The 20,593-nt window shown below is 61.9% G+C and carries 10 protein-coding genes and 1 pseudogene; all 11 read left to right on the top strand.

Annotated features, from left to right (window positions below; all coding sequences use genetic code 11):
- The first annotated feature begins 96 nt into the window (after positions 1-96).
- Entirely contained in the window at positions 97-1,491 is a 1,395-nt protein-coding gene (locus tag A3AY_RS0132500; RefSeq protein ID WP_018329843.1) for an FAD/NAD(P)-binding protein, read from the top strand.
- A gap of 240 nt (positions 1,492-1,731) precedes the next feature.
- A complete protein-coding gene (gene ssuD / locus A3AY_RS0132495; protein ID WP_018329842.1) occupies positions 1,732-2,901 on the top strand; it encodes an FMNH2-dependent alkanesulfonate monooxygenase in 1,170 nt (389 codons plus the stop codon).
- Between the two features lie 208 nt (positions 2,902-3,109).
- Positions 3,110-8,557: an alpha-2-macroglobulin family protein gene (locus tag A3AY_RS0132490; RefSeq protein WP_018329841.1), complete on the top strand. Its 5,448-nt coding sequence runs from the start codon at positions 3,110-3,112 to the stop codon at positions 8,555-8,557.
- A complete protein-coding gene (pbpC, locus tag A3AY_RS0132485; protein ID WP_018329840.1) occupies positions 8,557-10,641 on the top strand; it encodes a penicillin-binding protein 1C in 2,085 nt (694 codons plus the stop codon). Before A3AY_RS0132490 ends, pbpC begins: the two co-directional genes overlap by 1 nt.
- Before the next feature lie 181 nt (positions 10,642-10,822).
- On the top strand, positions 10,823-11,746 hold the full coding sequence (gene bcsN, locus A3AY_RS0132480; RefSeq protein WP_018329839.1) for a cellulose biosynthesis protein BcsN: 924 nt from the start codon (positions 10,823-10,825) through the stop codon (positions 11,744-11,746).
- A gap of 104 nt (positions 11,747-11,850) precedes the next feature.
- Positions 11,851-14,037 carry a UDP-forming cellulose synthase catalytic subunit gene (bcsA, locus tag A3AY_RS0132475; protein WP_018329838.1) on the top strand — a complete coding sequence of 729 codons (2,187 nt, stop codon included), beginning with the start codon at positions 11,851-11,853 and terminating at the stop codon, positions 14,035-14,037.
- On the top strand, positions 14,034-16,367 hold the full coding sequence (locus tag A3AY_RS0132470; protein ID WP_018329837.1) for a cellulose biosynthesis cyclic di-GMP-binding regulatory protein BcsB: 2,334 nt from the start codon (positions 14,034-14,036) through the stop codon (positions 16,365-16,367). Before bcsA ends, A3AY_RS0132470 begins: the two co-directional genes overlap by 4 nt.
- Positions 16,367-17,416 carry a family 8 glycosyl hydrolase gene (locus A3AY_RS0132465; protein WP_018329836.1) on the top strand — a complete coding sequence of 350 codons (1,050 nt, stop codon included), beginning with the start codon at positions 16,367-16,369 and terminating at the stop codon, positions 17,414-17,416. Before A3AY_RS0132470 ends, A3AY_RS0132465 begins: the two co-directional genes overlap by 1 nt.
- Positions 17,413-19,596, top strand: a complete 2,184-nt coding sequence (locus A3AY_RS0132460) for a hypothetical protein (protein ID WP_018329835.1) — start codon at positions 17,413-17,415, stop codon at positions 19,594-19,596. The genes A3AY_RS0132465 and A3AY_RS0132460 overlap by 4 nt, the downstream gene beginning before the upstream one ends.
- A gap of 50 nt (positions 19,597-19,646) precedes the next feature.
- Positions 19,647-20,030: pseudogene (locus A3AY_RS36790) on the top strand (glutathione peroxidase); the annotation flags it as partial.
- Between the two features lie 118 nt (positions 20,031-20,148).
- Positions 20,149-20,433, top strand: coding sequence for an acylphosphatase (locus A3AY_RS0132450; RefSeq protein WP_051108457.1), 285 nt, complete (start codon positions 20,149-20,151; stop codon positions 20,431-20,433).
- The last annotated feature ends 160 nt before the right edge of the window (positions 20,434-20,593 follow it).

Raw genomic sequence — 20,593 nt, 5'->3', positions numbered from 1 at the left:
AAAAAACATAGAGAATGTCGTATATTTTGAACTGGCGTATGAGTGACAGTGCCGATGTTCAACAATCCAGCCGCATGATGCGGGGGAGGGGATGATATGACGGTTCACGGTTTCGCGTCTTACCCTTATGGCGGCCAGCCCGCTCAGATCGCCATCGTCGGCCGCGGCTTTTCGGGTCTGATGATGGCGATTGCTCTTCTGAAGTCAGTCAGCCAGCCGTTCCAGTTGCGCATGTTCGATCCGCAGCCGATCATCAGCGGCGGCCAGGCGCTGGCAACGGCCCGCTCCACCGAAATCCTCAATAGCCGCGCGCGCGATCTCTCCGTCTCGACCGGTGAGCCGAAGGATTTCACCCGCTGGCTTCAGGCCAACGCGCATTTTCGGGAAGCGGTTTCCGCTGCGATCCCGGGATTCGGCCAGATCTTTGTGCCGAAGGCTACCTTCAGCGATTATGTCTATCAGCGATTTTCCGAAGCTCTGGCCCAGCGCACGGATGTGAGCGTCCAGATGTCCAATGAAGGCATTTCGAGGATCCAGCGCAGCGACAATGGCATGTTCACGCTGAGGCTGGCTGACGGCAGCGAGGCTGTTTGCGACACTGTAGTTCTGGCAACCGGCTATGGCTTGAAGGCTCCTCCACCGGAGACGAACGAGCACGATGGTGCGGGCGCTCTGCCGGGATCCTCCGGCAATGCTCAGCATGTCGTCGTGATGGGCAATGGCCTGCGGGCTGTGGATCAGGTTTTGCAACTGCGCGACGGCGGATTTGCCGGGCGCATCACGATCCTGTCACGCCGCGGGTTCCTGCCGCAGCCGCACACGCGCATGCCCGCGGATGCTGTCTTCCCGTCGCAGCCCATGCCATCGCAGCTTCGCCATATCGTCCGGTTCGTCCGCAATGCGTGCGCGGAAGCCGAAGAAAACGGCTGGAGCTGGCAGGCGGCGATGAACGGCCTGCGCAAGCGTGCCCGCACCTTGTGGGCCTCGTTGCCGCCGAGCGAGAAACGGCAATTCAATCGTCATCTCAGGGCCATCTACGACAGCCATCGCAACCGGCTTCCGGCGGACGTGCATGCACGGTTGGAACGGGAACTGGCAGGCGGATTGACCCAATTGAAGCGAGGGACCACGCTGCGGCACGTCCCGGGCGGACTTGTCGTGCGCTGGGCCGGTGGGTCGGCCGAAGAGCAGTTCGCGGCGGACAAAGTTATCGACTGTCGCTGTCTGTCGCCCGATTTGAAGGACCCCGTCATCGCCGAGCTGCTTTCCGCCGGTCTCGCAACCACGGATGAACTCGGTCTTGGTCTTGCGGTCAATCCTGCGGGCGAACTGTTGACACCCAGGGGCAGGCCCGCCGGTCTCTTCGCCATCGGCCCCCTCGGTCTCGGCTCGCTTCCAGATATCGATCTCGTTCCGGAGATCGTGACACAGGCTTACGCCGCCGCAACACTGGTCAATGCGCAATTGCGGCCGCAATTGCAGGCGGGCTGACCGATTTTTGATCCCGTCTGGTTGTGATCTGATGCCGCGGCCCTTGGTTCGCGTCGAGTTCCGACCTGCAGGTCGCCGTGTTGGACCCTTGAATTTAACGCCTCATGAACGGCGTGCGGGGAGGACGGATTTTTTAAACTCCATAAATTTTATAGATATAATTGTTTTGTAGTCGACGTCCTGTCGGGGAACACTGTCAGCCAGAATGACACCTCCCTAGGCATTGGAGAAAAATCGCACATGAGCGCCGTTCCTGAAAAAATCAACGTTCTCTGGTTTCTGCCGACCCATGGAGAGAGTCGCTATCTCGGCACCTCTGTCGGTGGCCGCAACGTCGATATCAATTATCTGAAACAGATCGCCCAGGCCGCTGACAACCTCGGCTATTACGGCGTGCTGATCCCAACCGGCCGAAGCTGCGAGGACAGCTGGATCGTCGCCTCGGCGCTGGCGCCGCTGACGCAGAAGCTGCGCTTCCTGGTCGCCGTTCGCCCCGGCCTGCTCAGCCCGACACTTGCAGCCCGCATGACGGCAACCCTCGACCGGCTATCGAGCGGACGGCTGCTCATCAACGTCGTCACCGGCGGCGACCCGATAGAGAACAAGGGCGACGGCATTCATTATTCCCATGAGGAACGCTATGAGGTCACCGAGGAATTCCTCGACATCTATAAGGCCGTGCTGCGCGGCGAGGATGTGACCGTCAAGAGCAAGCATTTCGACATCGAAGATGCAAAGCTTCTGTTCCGACCGTTCCAGGATCCGCATCCGCCGCTCTATTTCGGCGGCTCCTCCGGCGTCGGCCAGCAGGTCGCGGCGCGCACGATCGACAAATATCTCACTTGGGGCGAACCGCCGGAGGAGGTCGAGAAGAAGATTGCAGAGGTGAGGGCGCTGGCCGACGCCGAAGGCCGCGAGGTTACCTTCGGTATCCGGCTCCACGTGATTGTCCGAGAGACGGCAAAGGAGGCCTGGACTGCGGCCGAGGAGCTCATCAAGTATGTCGACGAGGACACGATCGCGGCGGCTCAAAAGGTCTTCCAGCGGATGGATTCAGTTGGCCAGAGCCGGATGAGCAAGCTGCATGGCGGCCGCAAGGACAAGCTGGAAATCAGTCCGAACCTGTGGGCCGGCGTCGGCCTCGTGCGTGGCGGCGCGGGGACAGCGCTCGTCGGCGATCCCGACCAGGTAAAGGCGCGGATCGACGAGTATCGCCAGCTCGGCATCGACACCTTCATTCTCTCCGGCTATCCGCATCTGGAAGAAGCTTACAAGTTCGGCGAGCTGGTGCTTCCGAACCTGCCGCTCAACCATCCCGTGAAAAGCTATTCCGCCAGCACAAACACCGGTCCATTCGGCGAGACGATCGCGGGCGACCATCGACCGACACTCTGGGTTTCCCAGTCTTGACCGAGCCGACGTCAACCCGATGCCTTTCCTTGAAGGATATCTGGAGTTGCGGATTTTTATAGAGTGTCCTGCGATTAAACTGTGATGTTCAACCGTTAACCAGGGCAGTGACCACAGATCGGTCGCTGCCCGTTTCGGTTGACAAGCGACTGACAAGTCTGAAGAGTACGACCGGTCAAAACGGCAGCGTTGGGGAGGACTTATGTCTATGCGCGCGTTTATCCGATTTTCAGCCATTATTCTCGCTGCCCTTGCTTTTTCACCCACGACCCACGCGGCGGAAACGAGCCGGCACGTCGTGACGACGGAAAACGGCGATTATTTCGGCTTTGACCTGCGCACCGAGCAGAACGTCACCCTCGGCCAATGTGAAAAGGTCTGCATCGCCGACGCCGCCTGCCGTGCCTTCACCTACAATCCCAAGGTGAAATGGTGTTTCCTCAAATCCGACTACAACAGGCTGAACACATTCAACGGCGCGATTGCCGGCAAGATCGTCGAAGCCGCCTCGAATGAGCCGGATATCGGTGCGCCGCCGGCACTGCCGTTCCTCGGCGAGCAGCTGCTCGCCGACGCCCGCGCAGCCAAGGACAATCTCGCGCTGGAAGCGGATCAGGAAGGGCAGGGGCTTAACGGCCTGATTGCGACTGCCCATCGCGAACTTGCGGCCGGCAACATCGCCCCGGCACTCAAAGCTTTCCAGGGTGCCCTGGCGATCCTTCCTGATGACGGTGCCCTGTGGATAGAGGCGGCGCGCGCCGCCAACCGCGTCTATGGCAATACCGATTTCGCAACGCAGGCCGCGCTTGCGGCCATCAACGGATATCAGTTGACACGCACGACCCAGTCGCGCGCCCAGGCTCTTGCGGTTCTGGCAAAGGCGCTCGAAAGTTCGGAGAATTTCCGTGCAGCTCTTGGTGCCTACAAGGCGAGCCTCGCGCTCGCCGAGACAAAGGCGGTTCGCGCCGCCTATGCCGAACTGAAAACCCGCCAGGGTTTCCGCGTCACCGACCATACGGTCGATTCCGACAGTGCGGTACCACGGGTCTGCGCCCAGTTCTCCGAGCCGTTGATCAAAGCGGATTATACGCCCTTCGTCACGCTCGATGGCGCCGCGCCCAAAGCGCTGGAGGCAAAGGGCAGTGAAATCTGCGTCGAAGGCCTGAACCACGGCCAGCGCTACAAGCTGGCCTTTCGCAAGGGCTTGCCATCGGCCATCGCAGACGAACCGCTCGACGCCCAGGTGAATCTCGAGGTCTTTATTCCGGACCGGGCAGCGATGGTTCGCTTCACCGGCGACAGCTTCGTGCTGCCGGAGACGGCCCGGCGCGGCATTCCGATTGTCTCGGTCAACACGACGAGCGCAAATCTCAAGCTCTACCGCATCGGCGACCGCAGCATCGCCTCGCTGCTGACATCCTCGCAATTCCTGACCCAGCTCGACGGATACAGCGCCGAGCGGATCCGGGACGAGAACGGCGAGATGGTCTGGCAGGGCTCGATCGATATTTCGACCGACCTCAACAAGGAAGTGGTGACGAGCTTCCCGGTGGATGAGGCGTTGCCGCAGCGCAAGCCCGGCGTCTATGTGCTGACCGCGGTCTCCGCAACCGGAGCGACGAACGAGTGGGACAGCCAGGCGACGCAGTGGTTCGTCGTTTCCGATATCGGCCTGTCCACCTATTCCGGCACCGATGGCCTGAGCGTCTTTGCCCGGTCCCTGGCGTCGGCAAAGCAGATCGCCGGCGTCGAACTGACCCTGCTCGCCAAGAACAACGAAATTCTCGGGACGGTGATCACGGACGCCGATGGTCGCGCCACCTTCGACGCCGGTCTCCTGCGCGGCACTGCCGCCATGACCCCGGCTGTCATCACCGCCAAGGGCGTCAATGATGATTTCGTCTTCCTCGACTTGACCCGGGCCGGCTTTGACCTCTCTGACCGTGGCGTCACCGGTCGCGTGGCCCCGGGCGCCATCGACATCCTGACATGGACCGAACGCGGCATCTACCGTGCGGGCGAGATCGTGCACGTCTCGGCCCTTGCACGCGACAGCGCCTCGGTTGCGATCGAGAAGCTGCCGCTGACCTTCATCTTCATGCGACCCGACGGTGTGGAGGATCGTCGCGTCGTCAGCGATGGCGGACAGGCCGGTGGCTATACGCTCGATCACGCCCTGCAGCCGAATGCCATGCGCGGAACCTGGACCGTGCAGGTCTTTACCGATCCCAAGGGGACGGCGATCAGCGAAAAGCAGTTCCAGGTCGATGATTTCGTCCCCGATCGGGTCGAGTTCGAGCTGGCAAGTGCCGTCAAGCAGATCGAGATCGGCAAGCCGTCCCCGGTGACCGTCGATGGACGCTTCCTCTATGGCGCGCCGGCGGCAGGGCTCGAGCTCGAAGGTGAGGTCGGCTTGAAGCCGACCCGCGAAAGTGCCGATTTCAAGGGCTATTCGTTCGGGCTCGCCGATGAGGAAGCAACGGAAGACAGCCGCACGCCGCTCGAGGGCCTGGTGCCGCTCGACGAGGATGGCAAGGCGACCTTTGACGTCGATGTGGCAGAAACGCCTTCGACCACGCAACTGCTCAATGCCACGATCGCCGTGCGCGTTCAGGAGGCCGGTGGCCGGGCCGTCGAGCGGTCGCTGGTCCTGCCCGTTCGGCCGCAAGGCGACATGATCGGCATCAAGCCGCAATTCACCGGCGACCTCGCCGAAAACGCTGTCGGCAAATTTCATGTCATCGCCATCGACGCGAATGGCCAAAAGCAGGCAAGATCCGGCTTCATCTGGAAACTGCTGCGTGTCGAGCAGGATTATCAGTGGTACCGGGACGGCTCCGCCTGGAAATACGAGCCGGTGATTTCGACCAAACAGGTTTCGACCGGCAAACTCGATGTCACCAGGGACGGGGGAGAGATTTCGCTGTCGGCCGGCTGGGGGCGCTACCGCCTCGAAGTCGAGACCGCCGATATCGACGGCCCGGCATCGAGCGTCGAATTCGATTCAGGCTGGTATGTCGCGACGACCTCGACGGAGACGCCGGACGGCCTGGAAATCGCGCTCGACAGGCAGGACTACGCGATCGGTGACACAGCCAAGCTCAGGATCTCGCCGCGGTTTGCAGGCGAGGCGTTGGTCACGATCGGTTCGGAAAAGCTGATCGCCACAGAGACGGCGACCATTTCCGCAGAAGGTGGCGAGATCGATATTCCGATCACTGAAGAATTCGGCGCCGGCGTCTATGTCACCGCGACGCTCTATCGTCCGGGCGATGCGCAGGAGAGCCGCATGCCGATGCGGGCCATCGGCATCAAATGGCTGACCGTCGATCCCGCCGACCGCAAGCTTTCGGTCAAGCTGGACCTGCCGGAAAAGACATTGCCACGCCAGACCCTCAACATCCCCGTGGAAGTTGCCGGGGCAGGCGCGGGTGAAGGAGCCTATGTCACCGTTGCTGCCGTCGATGTCGGCATTCTCAATCTCACGCGGTACGAAGTGCCCGATCCGGAGGGATGGTATTTCGGTCAGCGGCAGCTCGGCCTCGAAATCCGCGATCTCTACGGGCGCCTGATCGATGGATCGCTCGGTGCCACCGGGCGCTTGCGCACGGGGGGCGATGGCGGTCAGCTGCCGCTTCAGGGAAACCCGCCGAGCGAAAAGCTCGTGGCCTTTTTCTCAGGCCCCGTCGAGCTCGACGCCAGCGGCAAGGCGATCGTCAGTTTCGACATCCCGCAATTCAACGGCACGGCCCGCGTCATGGCGGTTGCGTGGTCGAAGAGGGGTGTCGGTCACGCCAGCGCCGATGTCGTCCTTCGCGATCCGGTCGTGGTGACGGCGAGCCTGCCGAAATTCCTGGCGCCCGGCGACAAGGCAGAGTTGCGCCTTGACATCGCCAATACCGACGGTCCCGCCGGCGACCTCAATCTCAAGGTCACCAGCAACTCCTCCGTCGTTATCGACTCGGTCCAAGCCGAGCAGACCTTCAACGTCAAACCGGGCGGCAAGTTCGATCTGACGCTGCCACTCTCGGGCGTTCATCCTGGCAGCGGCGCTATCTCGATCGAACTGACGAGCGCCGATGGGTTGTCGCTGCAGCAATCTGTTTTCGTTCCGGTTCGCCCAGCGGCGCTGCCGGTGACGACACGTCATCCGGTCACCATCGAGCCGAATGCCAGCCTGAAGGTGGACGGCGAGCTGTTGGCGGAAAGCATGCTGCAAGGGTCAGCCGTCAGCATCAGCGTGACGCGCTCGGCCGCATTCGATATCCCCGCGCTGCTGACCTCACTCGATCGTTATCCCTATGGCTGCGCGGAGCAGACGACCAGCCGGGCGCTTCCGTTGCTCTATCTGAGCGAGCTTTCGAAGCAGTCCGGCCTGCCCGAGGATACGGACGTCCAGAAACGGGTGCAGGAGGCGATCTACCGCGTCCTGTCCTACCAGTCCTCGACCGGCAGTTTCGGCCTGTGGGGTCCGGGGTCGGGTGATCTCTGGCTGGATGCCTATGTAACCGACTTCCTCACCCGGGCGCGTGAGCAGAAATTCCAGGTGCCCGACCAGGCCATGGTGCAGGCGCTCGACAATCTGCAGAATGCCCTGAGCTACGAAGTCGACGTGAAGAGCCAGGGCAACGAGATCGCCTATGCCCTCTATGTGCTGGCGCGCAATCGCAAGGCCGCCATCAGCGACTTGCGCTATTATGCCAACACGAAGATCGGCGAGTTCCCGACACCGCTGTCGAAGGGGCATCTGGCGGCAGCGCTCGCGCTCTACGGCGATGCGCAACGCTCCCAGAGCGTTTTTGCAGAGGCGCTGCAGATGGCCGCGGACACGAAGACCAGCGTCCTCGATCGCTCCGACTACGGTTCGCCGCTCCGCGACGATGCCGCGGTGCTGACGCTGGCGGCCGAAAGCCGCCCGGTGCCCGCGATCATTCCGCAACTCGCCAAGATCGTTGCGCGCGAATGGGAGCGCACCTCTTATACAAGCACGCAGGAGCAGATGTGGACCCTGCTTGCCGCCCGCGCCATTCAGGGCGGCGACCAGGATCTGAAGCTTGACATCAATGGAACGGCGCGTAGCGGCGGTTACGCGGCGCGTCTCACCGGCGATGCGATCCTCGACCAGCCGATCACGATCGGCAACCGGTCGAGCGATCCGGTCACCGCTGTCGTCACCACGGTTGCGGCCCCCGCCTTCCCGCTGCCCGCCGGCGGCAATGGCTTCACCATCCAGCGGACCTACTACACGCTGGACGGCGAAGAAGCCAACATCACCCAGGCCAAGCAGAACGAACGCTATGTGGTCGTCATCAACGCCACGGAGAGCAATGCCTGGCCGTCGCGGGTGCTGATCACCGACCTGCTGCCGGCGGGCTTCGAGATCGACAACCCGAGCCTCGTCGACAGCGCCAAGCTGTCGAACTTCGAATGGATCGGCGAGATCGAGGCCGCGCATACCGAGTTCCGCAGCGACCGTTTCGTTGCGGCTTTCGACCGGTCGAGCGGCGACGACCGGGCGATCACCGTCGCCTATGTCGTCAGGGCAGTCACCCCGGGAACCTACGATCACCCGGCTGCCAGCATCGAGGACATGTACCGGCCGCAGTTTTCCGCGCGCACGGCGATGGGGCGCATGGAGGTTCAGGCGGTCGAATAATGTCGCGCTGGCGGAAGTCCTCCATTGCATTCTGCTGCCTCGCCCTTCTGGGCGTGGCGGTGCTGGCTGGCCTGGAGGCAGCCGACCGTGCCTATCCACCGCCGCTTGAGAAGGCGCGCACCGTCTCTGCCGAGGTGCTTGACGCCGATGGCCAGCTGTTGCGCGCCTTCGCGACGCATGAAGGTCGCTGGCGGTTGAAAACGACGGCAAAGGATGTCGATCCGCAGTTCGTCCGCATGCTTGTTGCCTATGAGGATCAACGCTTTTGGCAACACAAGGGTGTCGATCCCTGGGCACTGATGCGCGCCGCCTGGCAGTTTGCGACGCATGGGCGGATCGTTTCCGGCGCGTCGACGCTGTCGATGCAGGTGGCTCGCCTGATCGAACCGCGCGAAGGCCGCTCGCTGACGGCAAAACTTCGCCAGCTCGCCCGCGCCATTCAGATCGAGCGGCGCCTGAGCAAGACGGAGATCCTCGATCTCTACCTCACGCATGCGCCCTATGGCGGCAATCTCGAGGGCATCCGCGCCGCAAGCCTTGCCTATTTCGGCAAGGAGCCGCGGCGCCTGACCGTGTCGGAAGCTGCACTGCTTGTGGCGCTGCCGCAACTGCCGGAAAAGCGCCGGCCTGACCGCCATCTGAAGGCCGCCGAAGCGGCGCGCCAACGTGTTTTGACACGCATGGCTGTGGCAGCCGTGATCGGCGAAGGGGAGGCAGAGCGCGCCGCTGCGGTCGCCGTGCCGGAACGCCGCCTGCAGCTTCCGACCCATGCCGCGCACGTCGCGGAAGCGGCCCTGCGCAAACAGCCGAACGGTCCGCGGCACCAGACGACACTCAGACGGCCCATTCAGAAAGCACTTGAGACAGTCGCGAAGGACGCTGCGGCAAAACTCGGACCCAAAGTTTCGATCGCCATGGTCATGGCCGATGCGGGCACCGGCGAGATCGTCGGCGAGGTGGGGTCTGCCGATTATTTCGACGCCAGCCGATCCGGCTGGATCGACATGACGCGTGTTTCCCGCTCGCCCGGGTCGACGCTCAAACCCTTTATTTATGGCCTCGCCTTTGAGGAGGGGCTTGTCTCGCAGGAAACGATCATTGAGGACCGTCCCGCGGATTTCTTCGGCTACCGCCCACGCAATTTCGACATGACCTATCAGGGTGACGTCAGCATCCGCCAGGCCCTCCAGCTGTCGCTGAATGTGCCGGCTGTAAGGCTGCTGGACGCTGTCGGTCCAAGCCGGATGATGATGCGTTTTCGCCGAGCGGAAGTCAGACCGGTTCTGCCTCCCAACGAGGCTCCCGGCCTTGCGATCGGGCTCGGCGGGCTGGGTGTCACTCTGAAGGACCTTGTGCAGCTCTACGCGGCGCTTTCAAACCGCGGCCAGCCGATGCGGCTTGGCGACGGCATACAGGACCGGCCGGGCCAGATCGAAGGCGAGCCGCTGCTCGATCCGGTCGCGACCTGGCAGATCACCGATGTCCTGTCAGGCGTGCTGCCACCGGCCGGAGCCGTCCAGCGCGGCATCGCCTACAAGACCGGCACGAGCTACGGCTACCGCGATGCCTGGTCTGTGGGATTCGACGGCCGCCACGTCCTTGGCGTCTGGGTCGGCCGGCCGGACAATGGGGCGGTTCCAGGCCTGACCGGCTACGGATCGGCAGCACCCATCCTGTTCGAAGGGTTCGCCAAATCCGGCGTCGCGACAACGCCGCTACCGCGTGCGCCTGCAGGCGCGACACGGATCGCCCAGTCCGAGCTGCCGATCAGCCAGCGGCGATTCTCGCTGAACTCCAATGGTCTCGTCTCTGCGGTCGTCCGTGAGCCGGCGCCGCAGATCGTCTATCCCCCGGAGGGAGCCCGCGTCGAACTCGGGGTCGATACAACGGGCACCCCCATGCCATTGGTCCTCAAGCTGCAAGGCGGAAGGGCACCCTTCCGCTGGCTGGCAAACGGCAAGCCGCTGCCGGAGACATCCCGGCGTCGCATCAATCAATGGGTTCCCGATGGAGCCGGTTACTCGACGCTGACGGTTATCGATGCGGCGGGCCGCGCCGCGAGCGTTCGCGTCTTCCTTGACTAGACAGACTGTGCGTTGTCGATCCGGGCGGGACAGGCGAGCGTTTTCACATCTTCAATTGTGCGTCGTGGTGAATTGGGATTCCCGAAGGCAAGCGCATGATTTATCAATGGGCTTGTGATTCGGCTCGGCTTGATTCGAAAATGCGCCGCGATCCTCCTGCCAGGAAACAGACGGGGGCTCATTGTCTTCTGCAGAAATTCCAACGTCACGGTATGCGCTTGCCGGCATCATTCTGACGCTCAGCCTTGCCGGTTGCGGCGCCCGCGACGGCGTGCGGCTGTCCGATACGGCGGTGACAGTTTCTGACGAGACAGCCTTTGCACTGCCGCCGCCCGGCGGGCCGGCGGTCGTCAGCATCGTCGAGCGCCGTTTCAGCAACAGCACGCAGCAGGACATCTTTCTGTTTACCTCTGCATCGACCCCGGGGCAGAACGTCCTTCGCGTACAGATGTTCGGACCGGTCGGCCTGCAGATGGATGGGCAGAAGGCGCTTGGCTATTCCTCTGTCAGGGCAAGCGACATTGCCAAGGAAATGCGCCGAGAGCTTCCAGGCGTTGCCCTCGCCCAGTCGCCGCTCTACCTGCAGAACAATTACGGGCCTTTCAGCTACGCTTACGGCCGAGGTCACGGCAATGATGCCTGTCTCTATGCCTGGCAGCAGATCCGCTCGCCCGACGAAGCAAGGACGGTCTTCCAGAACCGCGGCACGATCCAGGTCCGCCTTCGTCTTTGCGAAGATGGTGCGAGCGAAGAGAAGCTGCTCGGTACAATGTACGGCTACACCATTCGGGGCGCGTTCAATGCAGCGGGATGGAACCCCTATGGCGAACCGCCGAGCGTTGATCCGACCTTGGGCCGTACCGGAAACCCGATCTATCCGAAGAGAGAGGAACTGCGCGATGCTGCCATCGTGGGGGTAGAAAGCACGAAACCTCGCCCCGTCGTTCGGCAATCGCAAGCCGTGCGCGTCGAGAAGGTCGAGCCCGCGAAACAAGCGTCTTCGAGTGAAACGGTTCCTTTACCAACAGGCACGGATATAGGGGGCGTCGTTGTTCCTTCGCCGGACTGTATGACACAGTCTGGAGGTACCACGCAGTGCAAGTAACCTCGACATGGTCAATTGCTGATCGCAGTGAGTTGACCATGGCGTTTTAAGGGCCTCCGCCATGAACGGCTTGTCACCGGGCGGTCTCCTGAAGGGCATCCACCATGCGCAAGGTAGCCATTATCCTTTTCTGGATCATCACGTCCCTCGGCGTGATTGCACTGGTTACCCTGCCGATCAACCTTCAAACGCAACTGATCGCCAGCATTGCCGTCGTCACCTTCATGGCGGTTATCAAGATATTGCGGGCGGAAGGGACGTGGCGGCTTACCGCGCTTGCCTTCGGCACAGCCATCGTCATGCGCTATGTCTACTGGCGCACGACCAGCACGCTGCCGCCGTTCAACCAGCTCGAAAATTTCATTCCCGGCTTTCTGCTCTACCTGGCCGAAATGTACAGCGTCATGATGCTAGGCCTCAGCCTTTTCGTCGTTTCGATGCCGCTGCCGCCGCGGCCGTCGCGCGCGGCATCGGAAGGCAAATATCCGAGCGTGGATGTCTTCGTCCCCAGCTACAATGAGGACGCCGAGCTTCTCGCCAACACGCTGGCGGCTGCGAAGGCCATGGACTATCCGGCCGAGAAGCTGACTGTCTGGCTTCTCGATGACGGTGGCACGCTGCAAAAGCGGACGTCGCCCAACCTTCTCGAAGACCAGATGGCCAAGGCCCGGCATCAGGAACTGCAGATACTCTGCAACGATCTCGACGTACGCTATCTGACCCGTGACCGTAACGAGCATGCCAAGGCCGGCAATCTCAACAACGGCATGCAGCATTCAACCGGCGAGCTGATTGCGGTCTTCGATGCTGACCACGCCCCGACCCGGGATTTCCTGCTCGAGACGGTAGGCTATTTCGAGGACGACCCGAAGCTGTTCCTCGTTCAGACACCCCATTTCTTTCTCAATCCAGACCCCGTGGAACGCAATCTGCGGACCTTCGAAAAGATGCCGAGCGAGAACGAGATGTTCTACGGGATCATCCAGCGCGGCCTGGACAAATGGAACGCTTCCTTTTTCTGTGGTTCCGCCGCCGTGCTGCGACGGCAGGCGCTTGACCAGACCGGCGGCTTCAGCGGCCTCAGCATCACGGAAGACTGCGAAACGGCGATCGCGTTGCATGCCAGCGGCTGGAACAGCGTCTATGTCGACCGGCCGCTGATTGCCGGTCTGCAGCCGGCGACATTTGCCAGCTTCATCGGCCAGCGCAGCCGCTGGGCGCAGGGCATGATGCAGATCCTGCGGTTCCGCTTCCCGCTGCTGAAGCGTGGCCTGTCCATCCCGCAGCGGCTCTGCTACATGTCATCGACCCTCTTTTGGCTATTCCCCTTTCCGCGCACGATCTTCCTTTTTGCGCCGCTTTTCTACCTGTTCTTCGACCTGGAGATCTTCACGGCATCCGGCAGCGAGTTCCTCGGCTATACGCTTGCCTATATGCTCGTGAACCTGATGATGCAGAACTACCTCTACGGCTCGTTCCGCTGGCCCTGGATCTCCGAGCTCTACGAATATGTGCAGACGATCCACCTGTTGCCGGCCGTCGTCTCGGCCATCGTCAACCCCCGGAAGCCCAGTTTCAAGGTGACCGCCAAGGACGAATCCGTCCTCGTCAGCCGGCTGTCGGAAATCAGCCGACCATTCTTTGTTATCTTCGCCGTTTTGTTGCTCGCCGTCCTGGTGACTGCCTATCGTGTCTACACCGAACCGTACAAGGCCGACGTCACCCTTGTCGTCGGCGGCTGGAACCTCCTCAACCTCCTACTTGCCGGCTGCGCGCTCGGCGTTGTCTCCGAGCGCGGCGAATTGACGGCAACCCGAAGGGTCAAGGTCGCGCGCCGATGCGAATTCGGGCTTGACGAGCAATGGTACCCGGCCACGATCGATAACGTTTCCGTCAATGGCGCTCGCGTCAATGTTTATGCGAAGAACCTGGGGACCTTGCCGTTGGACAAGCGCGGCCTGATCCGCTTCACGCCATACAGCAGCGGTCATGAGGAAATTCTGCCGGTGGCGGTCCGTAACACTCAGGTCGCCGGCGATATCGTCACCGTCGGCTGCCTTTACCTGCCGGAGGCAGCACGCGACCACAGCCTGATCGCCGATCTCATTTTCGCGAATTCGCAGCAGTGGACGCAGTTCCAGATGTCGCGCCGCGGCAATCCGGGCTTGCTGCGTGGAACCATCTGGTTCCTCGGGCTTGCCCTTTATCAGACCAGCCGCGGCATCATCTATTTCTTCAGCAGTCCAGGGGCGAGAGACAAGGCCCGTTTGGCTGCGGAGGCGAAACGATGACGAGGACCGTTCTGCTGGCATTGATCCTGCTTGCATCGCACAGTCTGCCGGTTCGCGCGCAGGCGCCCTTTGACATGACGCCGGAGCGGCCGGCGTCGGACGCACCGATCGACGGCTGGACAGGGGACGAGCCGGCTTCCCGGCCTGTGGTCGAGACACCGGCCGCCCAACCGCCCGAAGCCGAAGCGTTCAAGCGCTACCTTCTGCCAAACGGCAATCTGGATCTCAATGGGGAAACCGCGGGCCTGGTCTGGTCTGTGTATCTGACGCCACAGCAGGCGGCGACGGGGGCAAAATTCAATCTCGGTTATCAGAACTCAATTTTCGTCGCGCCGGAAGTGTCGCGTCTTTCGGTCGAGATCAACGATACGAAGATTGCCGACGAAGCCGTTCGGTCCGCTGATACCGTATCCGACTTGAGCTTCACCGTGCCGAGGGATCTGCTGAAGCCCGGCTCGAACCTGATCCGCCTCCACGCAGACCAGCGTCACCGTACGGACTGTACGATCGAATCGACCTATCAGCTCTGGTCGAACGTAGATGCGGAAACGACTTTTCTGAGCTTTTCGGGCAGCGAGGCGCGGGGGTTCCGGAGCCTGGACGATATCCGGGCGATCGGCGTTGACGACGATGGCCTCACCCGGTTCAATTTCGTAGTGCCCGCATTGGATCAGCCCAGCACGACGATACCCTTGATGCGGCTTGCCCAGGGGCTGGCTGTTCTCGCCGGCATGCCGAACCAGTCCTTCTCCTTCGACACGCGCAGCGCGGCTGAAGCAAAGCCGGGCGAGTTGGCGGTGCTCGTTGGTACGCCCGCCGAGCTTCAGCCCCTCCTTGCCTCATTGCCCGCCACCGCCAGTGCAGGCCCCGTCGCCGGTTTCGTCGAAGATCCGGCGACCGGCTCGCCGGTGCTTGTCGTCAGCGGGCCGACATGGCAGGCGATCGGCGCGGCCATCGAGAGTATCGTTGCACCCACCGACGTCAATGGTCCCGCAGTCCGTCGCGACGTCATAACGACGCAGCGGTGGCGCTCTCCCGACGCGCCTTTCCTTTTCTCCGATACGCGGCTGCGGTTCTCCCAACTCGGCTTCAAGACCGAAGAATTTTCTGGCCGGCGGTTTCGGACTGATTTCACGGTCGGCGTTCCGGCGGATTTCTACGCCAACGCCTATGGCGAAGCGGTCATCCTTCTCGACGCCGCCTACTCTGCGACCGTTGTACCCGGCAGCCACATCGACGTATACGTCAATGGAAATATTGCCTCGACCGTGCCGATTGCGTCGTACGGCGGTGGCATCCTCAGGCATCTGCCGATCAACGTGACGATGCGGCATTTTCGTCCGGGCGTGAATACGATCGCAATCGAAGCCATGCTCGAATCCGAGGATGACAAGCTCTGCGCACCCGGCGCGACCGGTTCCGAAACGCCGCGGTTTGCGCTGTTTGACAGCTCCGAATTCCACATGCCCGACTTTGCGCGCATCGCCCAACTGCCCAATCTCGCCGCATCCGCCGGCACCGGTTTTCCCTATGGTAGAAGCCTGGATCCCACGCGCCTCTACCTTGATCGCATCGATGCCGATACGCTATCAGCAACAGCCACATTTCTCGGGCGGCTGGCGGTTGGCACCGGCCACCCGATCCCCGTGGAGACCGTGGCGTCTCCCACGTCGATCGGCAGCCGAAGCGCAATCTTCATCGGTGCCCTTTCGCAAATGCCGGACACGGTTCTGACGCAGATGAATATCGACGAAACAAGTCGCACGACATGGGGATCGGACCCGGACGGGCAGGACGGCGTCAACACCGAAGCAGCCCTCGATGCGTGGCGCGAAAAACTGAGCGGCGGCACTTTCGCCGGCTGGATCGCTGCGTTCGAGGATTGGGTGAAGGAGAATTTCGACATTTCCCTTTCTTCGTTGCGTTTCGCCTCGGTATCGGAGAAGAGCTTTGCGCCCTCGCGTGAAACGACGCTGCTGGTCGCCCAAGGCGCAAGCCCCGATGGCAGTGGCACGTGGTCCCTGGTGGCGGCACCGACAGGAAGGGACTTGCGCGATGGCGTACAGGCCGTAAGCGCGCAGGACACCTGGGGACAGTTGGCCGGTCATATCACGACCTACGAGCGTGGCACCAAAACGATCGCGACCGTACCGATCAATGACTTCGATTTCGTCGAGACCCAGCCAGCGTCCCTTTCAAACTACCGGCTGATCGCCGCCAACTGGCTTTCGACCAACATTCTGACCTATGCCGTGCTGTTGGCAGGCCTGGGCGTTATGCTGGGACTTGCAACCGCCATGCTGCTCAACAATCTCGGGCGACGGGAATAATGGAAAAACTGCTTGCAGCGCTCCTCGCAGGCATTGTTACGCTCTGCCTGCAAGCCCCTCCGGCCGAGGCACAACAGCCGATGATCAGCACCGAAGCCTGGCAAGCCTACAAGACGAAATTTCTCGACCCCGGTGGCCGGATCATTGACGACGGGAATGGCAATATCAGCCACAGCGAGGGGCAGGGCTATGGCCTGCTGCTGTCGGTCCTGGCGGGCAGCCCGGCGGATTTTGAGTTGATCTGGACTTTCACGCGCACCGAGCTTGTGCTGCGCAATGACGGCCTTGCCGCCTGGAAATGGAGCCCAGGCGCCAAGCCGCATGTCACCGATGTCAACAATGCGACCGATGGCGATATCCTGATCGCCTACGCGTTGGGCCTTGCCGGCCAGCAATGGGGCCGCAGGGACTATACGGCGGCCGGGGCAGCCATCGCTAGCGCCATCCTTGCAAAGACCGTTGTCGAGGAAGGCGGCCGGACGCTGTTGCTGCCTGGCGCCATGGGCTTTTCGGCTGGCGACCGTAGGGACGGCCCGGTCATCAACCCGTCCTACTGGGTTTTCGAGGCCTTCCCGGTTCTCGACCAACTGGCGCCGTCGCCGGCTTGGGGAAAATTGCGCAGCGATGGGATCGCATTTGTCGATGAGCTTCGTTTCGGCCCGAAACAACTGCCCGCCGACTGGATTTCCCTAAAACCCGACCCGAGGCCCGCCTCCGGTTTTCCGGCTGAATATGGGTATAATGCGCTGCGCATACCGCTCTATCTCGTACGAGGCGCCGTCACGGACCGGCAACTGCTTTCAAGATTTCGACAATCCACGTCCGGCGCCAGCGGCGCGATAACAATTGTGGACTTGAGTTCTGGTGCAACCAGAAGCAATCTTACGGACCCCGGTTATCGAATTGTTAACCATATTCTGGCCTGTGTGGTGGACAAGACAGCGTTGCCGGCGGATGTAAAGCAGTTCACGCCGACGCTGTATTATCCTTCGACGCTCCACTTATTGGGGTTATCTTTCGTTGCTGAAAAGCATCCGGAGTGCTTATGAAGCCGTCCATTATCGCATTGTCAGCGATCATCGCGGCCGTCGGCATCGTCGGCATGAAGAAACCCGACTATGTGAGGAATATGGTTCAGTCCTTTTCGCCTGTGGGTGAAAACGGCTCCGCTCTGCCGTTGGGCCAGCCGCAACTACAGCCATCCCTACGGGCCGCGGAGGAAAAGCCGCCGATATTTCAGGAAATCAAGCGCCCTTCCCAGCCGCCGCTCGATACAGTGGTTACAGCGGCAACTGCATCCGAGGTTGACGAAAGCGCGCTACGCTACTTCGCGAGCCAGGGGGATGCCGCACGGCTGCAGGCGGAAATCTCGCGCCTGAAGGCGCTCTATCCCGATTGGACTCCGCCCAAAGACCCTCTGGCCATTCCTCCGAACGAAGACAAGCAACTGGAGACGATGTGGCAACTGTATTCGCAGGCACGCTACGCCGAAGTCCGCAAGGCGATCGCCGAACGGCAAGCTGCGGATCCCGCCTGGCAGCCACCTGCGGATCTGCTCGAACGCTTGAGTGTGGCTGAGGCGCGGCTGCGATTGATCAATGCATCCGATCTCAAGCAATACGAGACGGTCGTGCGCATCGGCGCCCAGACGACCAGTCTGCTGACATGCAGCGAGGTCGATGTTCTCTGGCGCGTTGCCGAAGCGCTTTTCCGGACCGGCAAGTCGCAGCGGGCGACTGACGCCTATACCTACATCCTGAGCAATTGCCAGAATCCCGCCGAACGTCTGGCCACCATCCAGAAGGCCGCGGATTTACTGCCCTCGAAAACGGTCGAGGAACTCCTGACCAAGGAGAAGACGGCACCGGATGGCAAGCCGGAATTCGACAGCATCCGAGACGAGCTTGCGCGCCGGTTCATTGCCGAGGCCAATGCAGACGGCAAGATTATCGTGCCGCCCCAGTATGTTTCGCGCGTCGAGCGGCTCGCCGAAACTGGCGGGCTTGCCTCCGACGCCCTGTTGCTTGGCTGGTATCATCTGCCGCGCGGTGACATGGAGGCCGCCGAAAAATGGTTCCGGCGCGCCCGCGACAAGGAGGATTCCGCGTCCGCCTCACAGGGGCTGGCGCTGACATTGATCGATCGCAACATGCCTCTCGAAGCCGAAAACGTGCTCTATCGCTGGCGCGACGCCTCGAAGGAGGCGAAAGCGGTGTATCTGGCTGCGACCACAAACCTGCTTGCAGTTGATCCGCCGATTCCGATCACGGCAGAAGTCCTGAAGAGGATTGCCACCGAGGTGATCAAATCGCGGGATGCCGCAACGGCGCAACAGTTCGGCTGGTACGCCCGCGCCCTGAACCAGCCGCAGACGGCGGTGCAATGGTTCAAGACGGCGCTCGGCTGGAAGCTCGACGACGAGCCTTCCGCCTACGGGCTGGCGATCACCTACCTGCAGCTAAACGACATGAAGGGCGTTTCCGAGATCCAGCATCTCTGGGCCGGACGCTCGGAGCGCATCGCCAAACTTGGCGAAGAGGAAAAAGAACCCGAAACCGTCCGGAAAAGGCTGCCGCATGCGGAGGAAACGGTAACGACCCAAAACGGGGCCCGCCCGGCTGCGCGAATAGATGCGGTTTCTAAAGAGCCCCGGGGCTATGCCCGTCCGGAGACCGCCGCTCGACCCCGCCAGCGCAGAAGCGCTGTAACCGTGCGGGGCTGCAGGACGACAATCAACCCGCAAACGCTTTCTCCAGATGCAGCGTTGGCGCGCGGCTGGTGCCTGATGGAGCTGAACAGGCCGGTAGAGGCAGCCGCTGCTTTCGAGGTCGGCCTGCTCGGCGCGTCGGCGAAAACGCGGGAGGACGCGGCTTATGGGCAGAGCCTGGCCTATCTGCGTTCCGGATTGGCGAGCAAGGCTGCCGTTGCGGCAGTCAAGGCGCCGCAGAACCGCCAACGCGCCCTCGAACTGCAGACAGCCATCCTGGCCGACAAGGCCGTCGCCGCCTTCGATGCGGGCCGCCCGCGGGAAACCTTGCTTGCGCTCGACCAGTTGAAACAGATCACGCCGGAAAGGACGGACCTGATGGCCCTTCGCGGCTATGCCTATCTGAAATTGAAGCGATATGGCGACGCCCGTCGGGTCTTCGAAGCCCTGGCCGCGATCGGCAATACGGATGGCCAGCGTGGAGTTGCCATTATCCATGAGATGTTCCATGGAAACGATTGAACGGACGGTGCCACCGGTTTTTTCGTTCACGACAAGAGGGGTCAATACACGTGACATCATCTTTACTGGATATTCCCGTCAAGACCGCTGACGGACGCAATACGACACTTGAGAACTTTCGAGGACAAGTGATGCTTGTCGTCAACGTTGCCTCCAAATGCGGCCTGACCGTCCAGTATGCGGAGCTTGAAAAGCTTTTCGAGGCAAAGCGCGACGACGGCCTCGTCGTTCTTGCCTTTCCGGCCAACGACTTCATGGGGCAGGAGCCGGGAACCGAAGCGGAAATCGTCGAATTCTGCACCAGCACCTATGACGTGCAGTTCCCGATCTTCGCGAAGATATCGGTCAAGGGCGAGAGGATCCATCCTCTCTACCGCCGCCTGACCGCCCTTGCACCCGAGGCGATCGGCGAGGGGCCGATGCGCGACCGGCTCTGAGTCCAGAGCGCGCGGTCTGCTACCGCGTTCCATTCTTGTCGCCCGGGACGAAAACACCCTTGAATCCGCTCACGAATGTTCCAGATTCACGCGGGCGGTGTTGATGGAGACGGCGATGACGGATGATCGCAAGGCAACTCTTGTGCACATATCGGGAAGAGTGCAGGGCGTCAGCTTCCGCGTCTGGACACGCAAGCAGGCACAACGGCTCGGCCTGACCGGTTGGGTGCGCAACGAGGATGACGGTTCGGTCACAGCATTGATCGCCGGGCCGGATGGCGCGGTCGCTACCATGTTGAAGCAATTCTGGGACGGGCCGATCGGCGCGTCTGTTTCCCGGGTCGACACCGAACCAGCACCCGCAGGCGAGCTGCCGTCAGAATTTATCATCAGGCATTAGGCGGCACCATTTCGGGTGCCCACTTGCTTAATCGCGCCACACTCAGCTCCTGTCCAGAAATCCGCCACCTTGCCCCAGGCGGTGCCTTTGAAGCGTTCCGGGTGATAAGGGCGGGGGTCGACCAGAAGTACGGCGCCGGTAATGAGATCGACGATTTCGC

This window comes from Rhizobium giardinii bv. giardinii H152 (genome assembly GCF_000379605.1).
GTDB lineage: Bacteria > Pseudomonadota > Alphaproteobacteria > Rhizobiales > Rhizobiaceae > Pararhizobium > Pararhizobium giardinii.
This window is presented reverse-complemented; position numbering and strand designations above follow the sequence as displayed.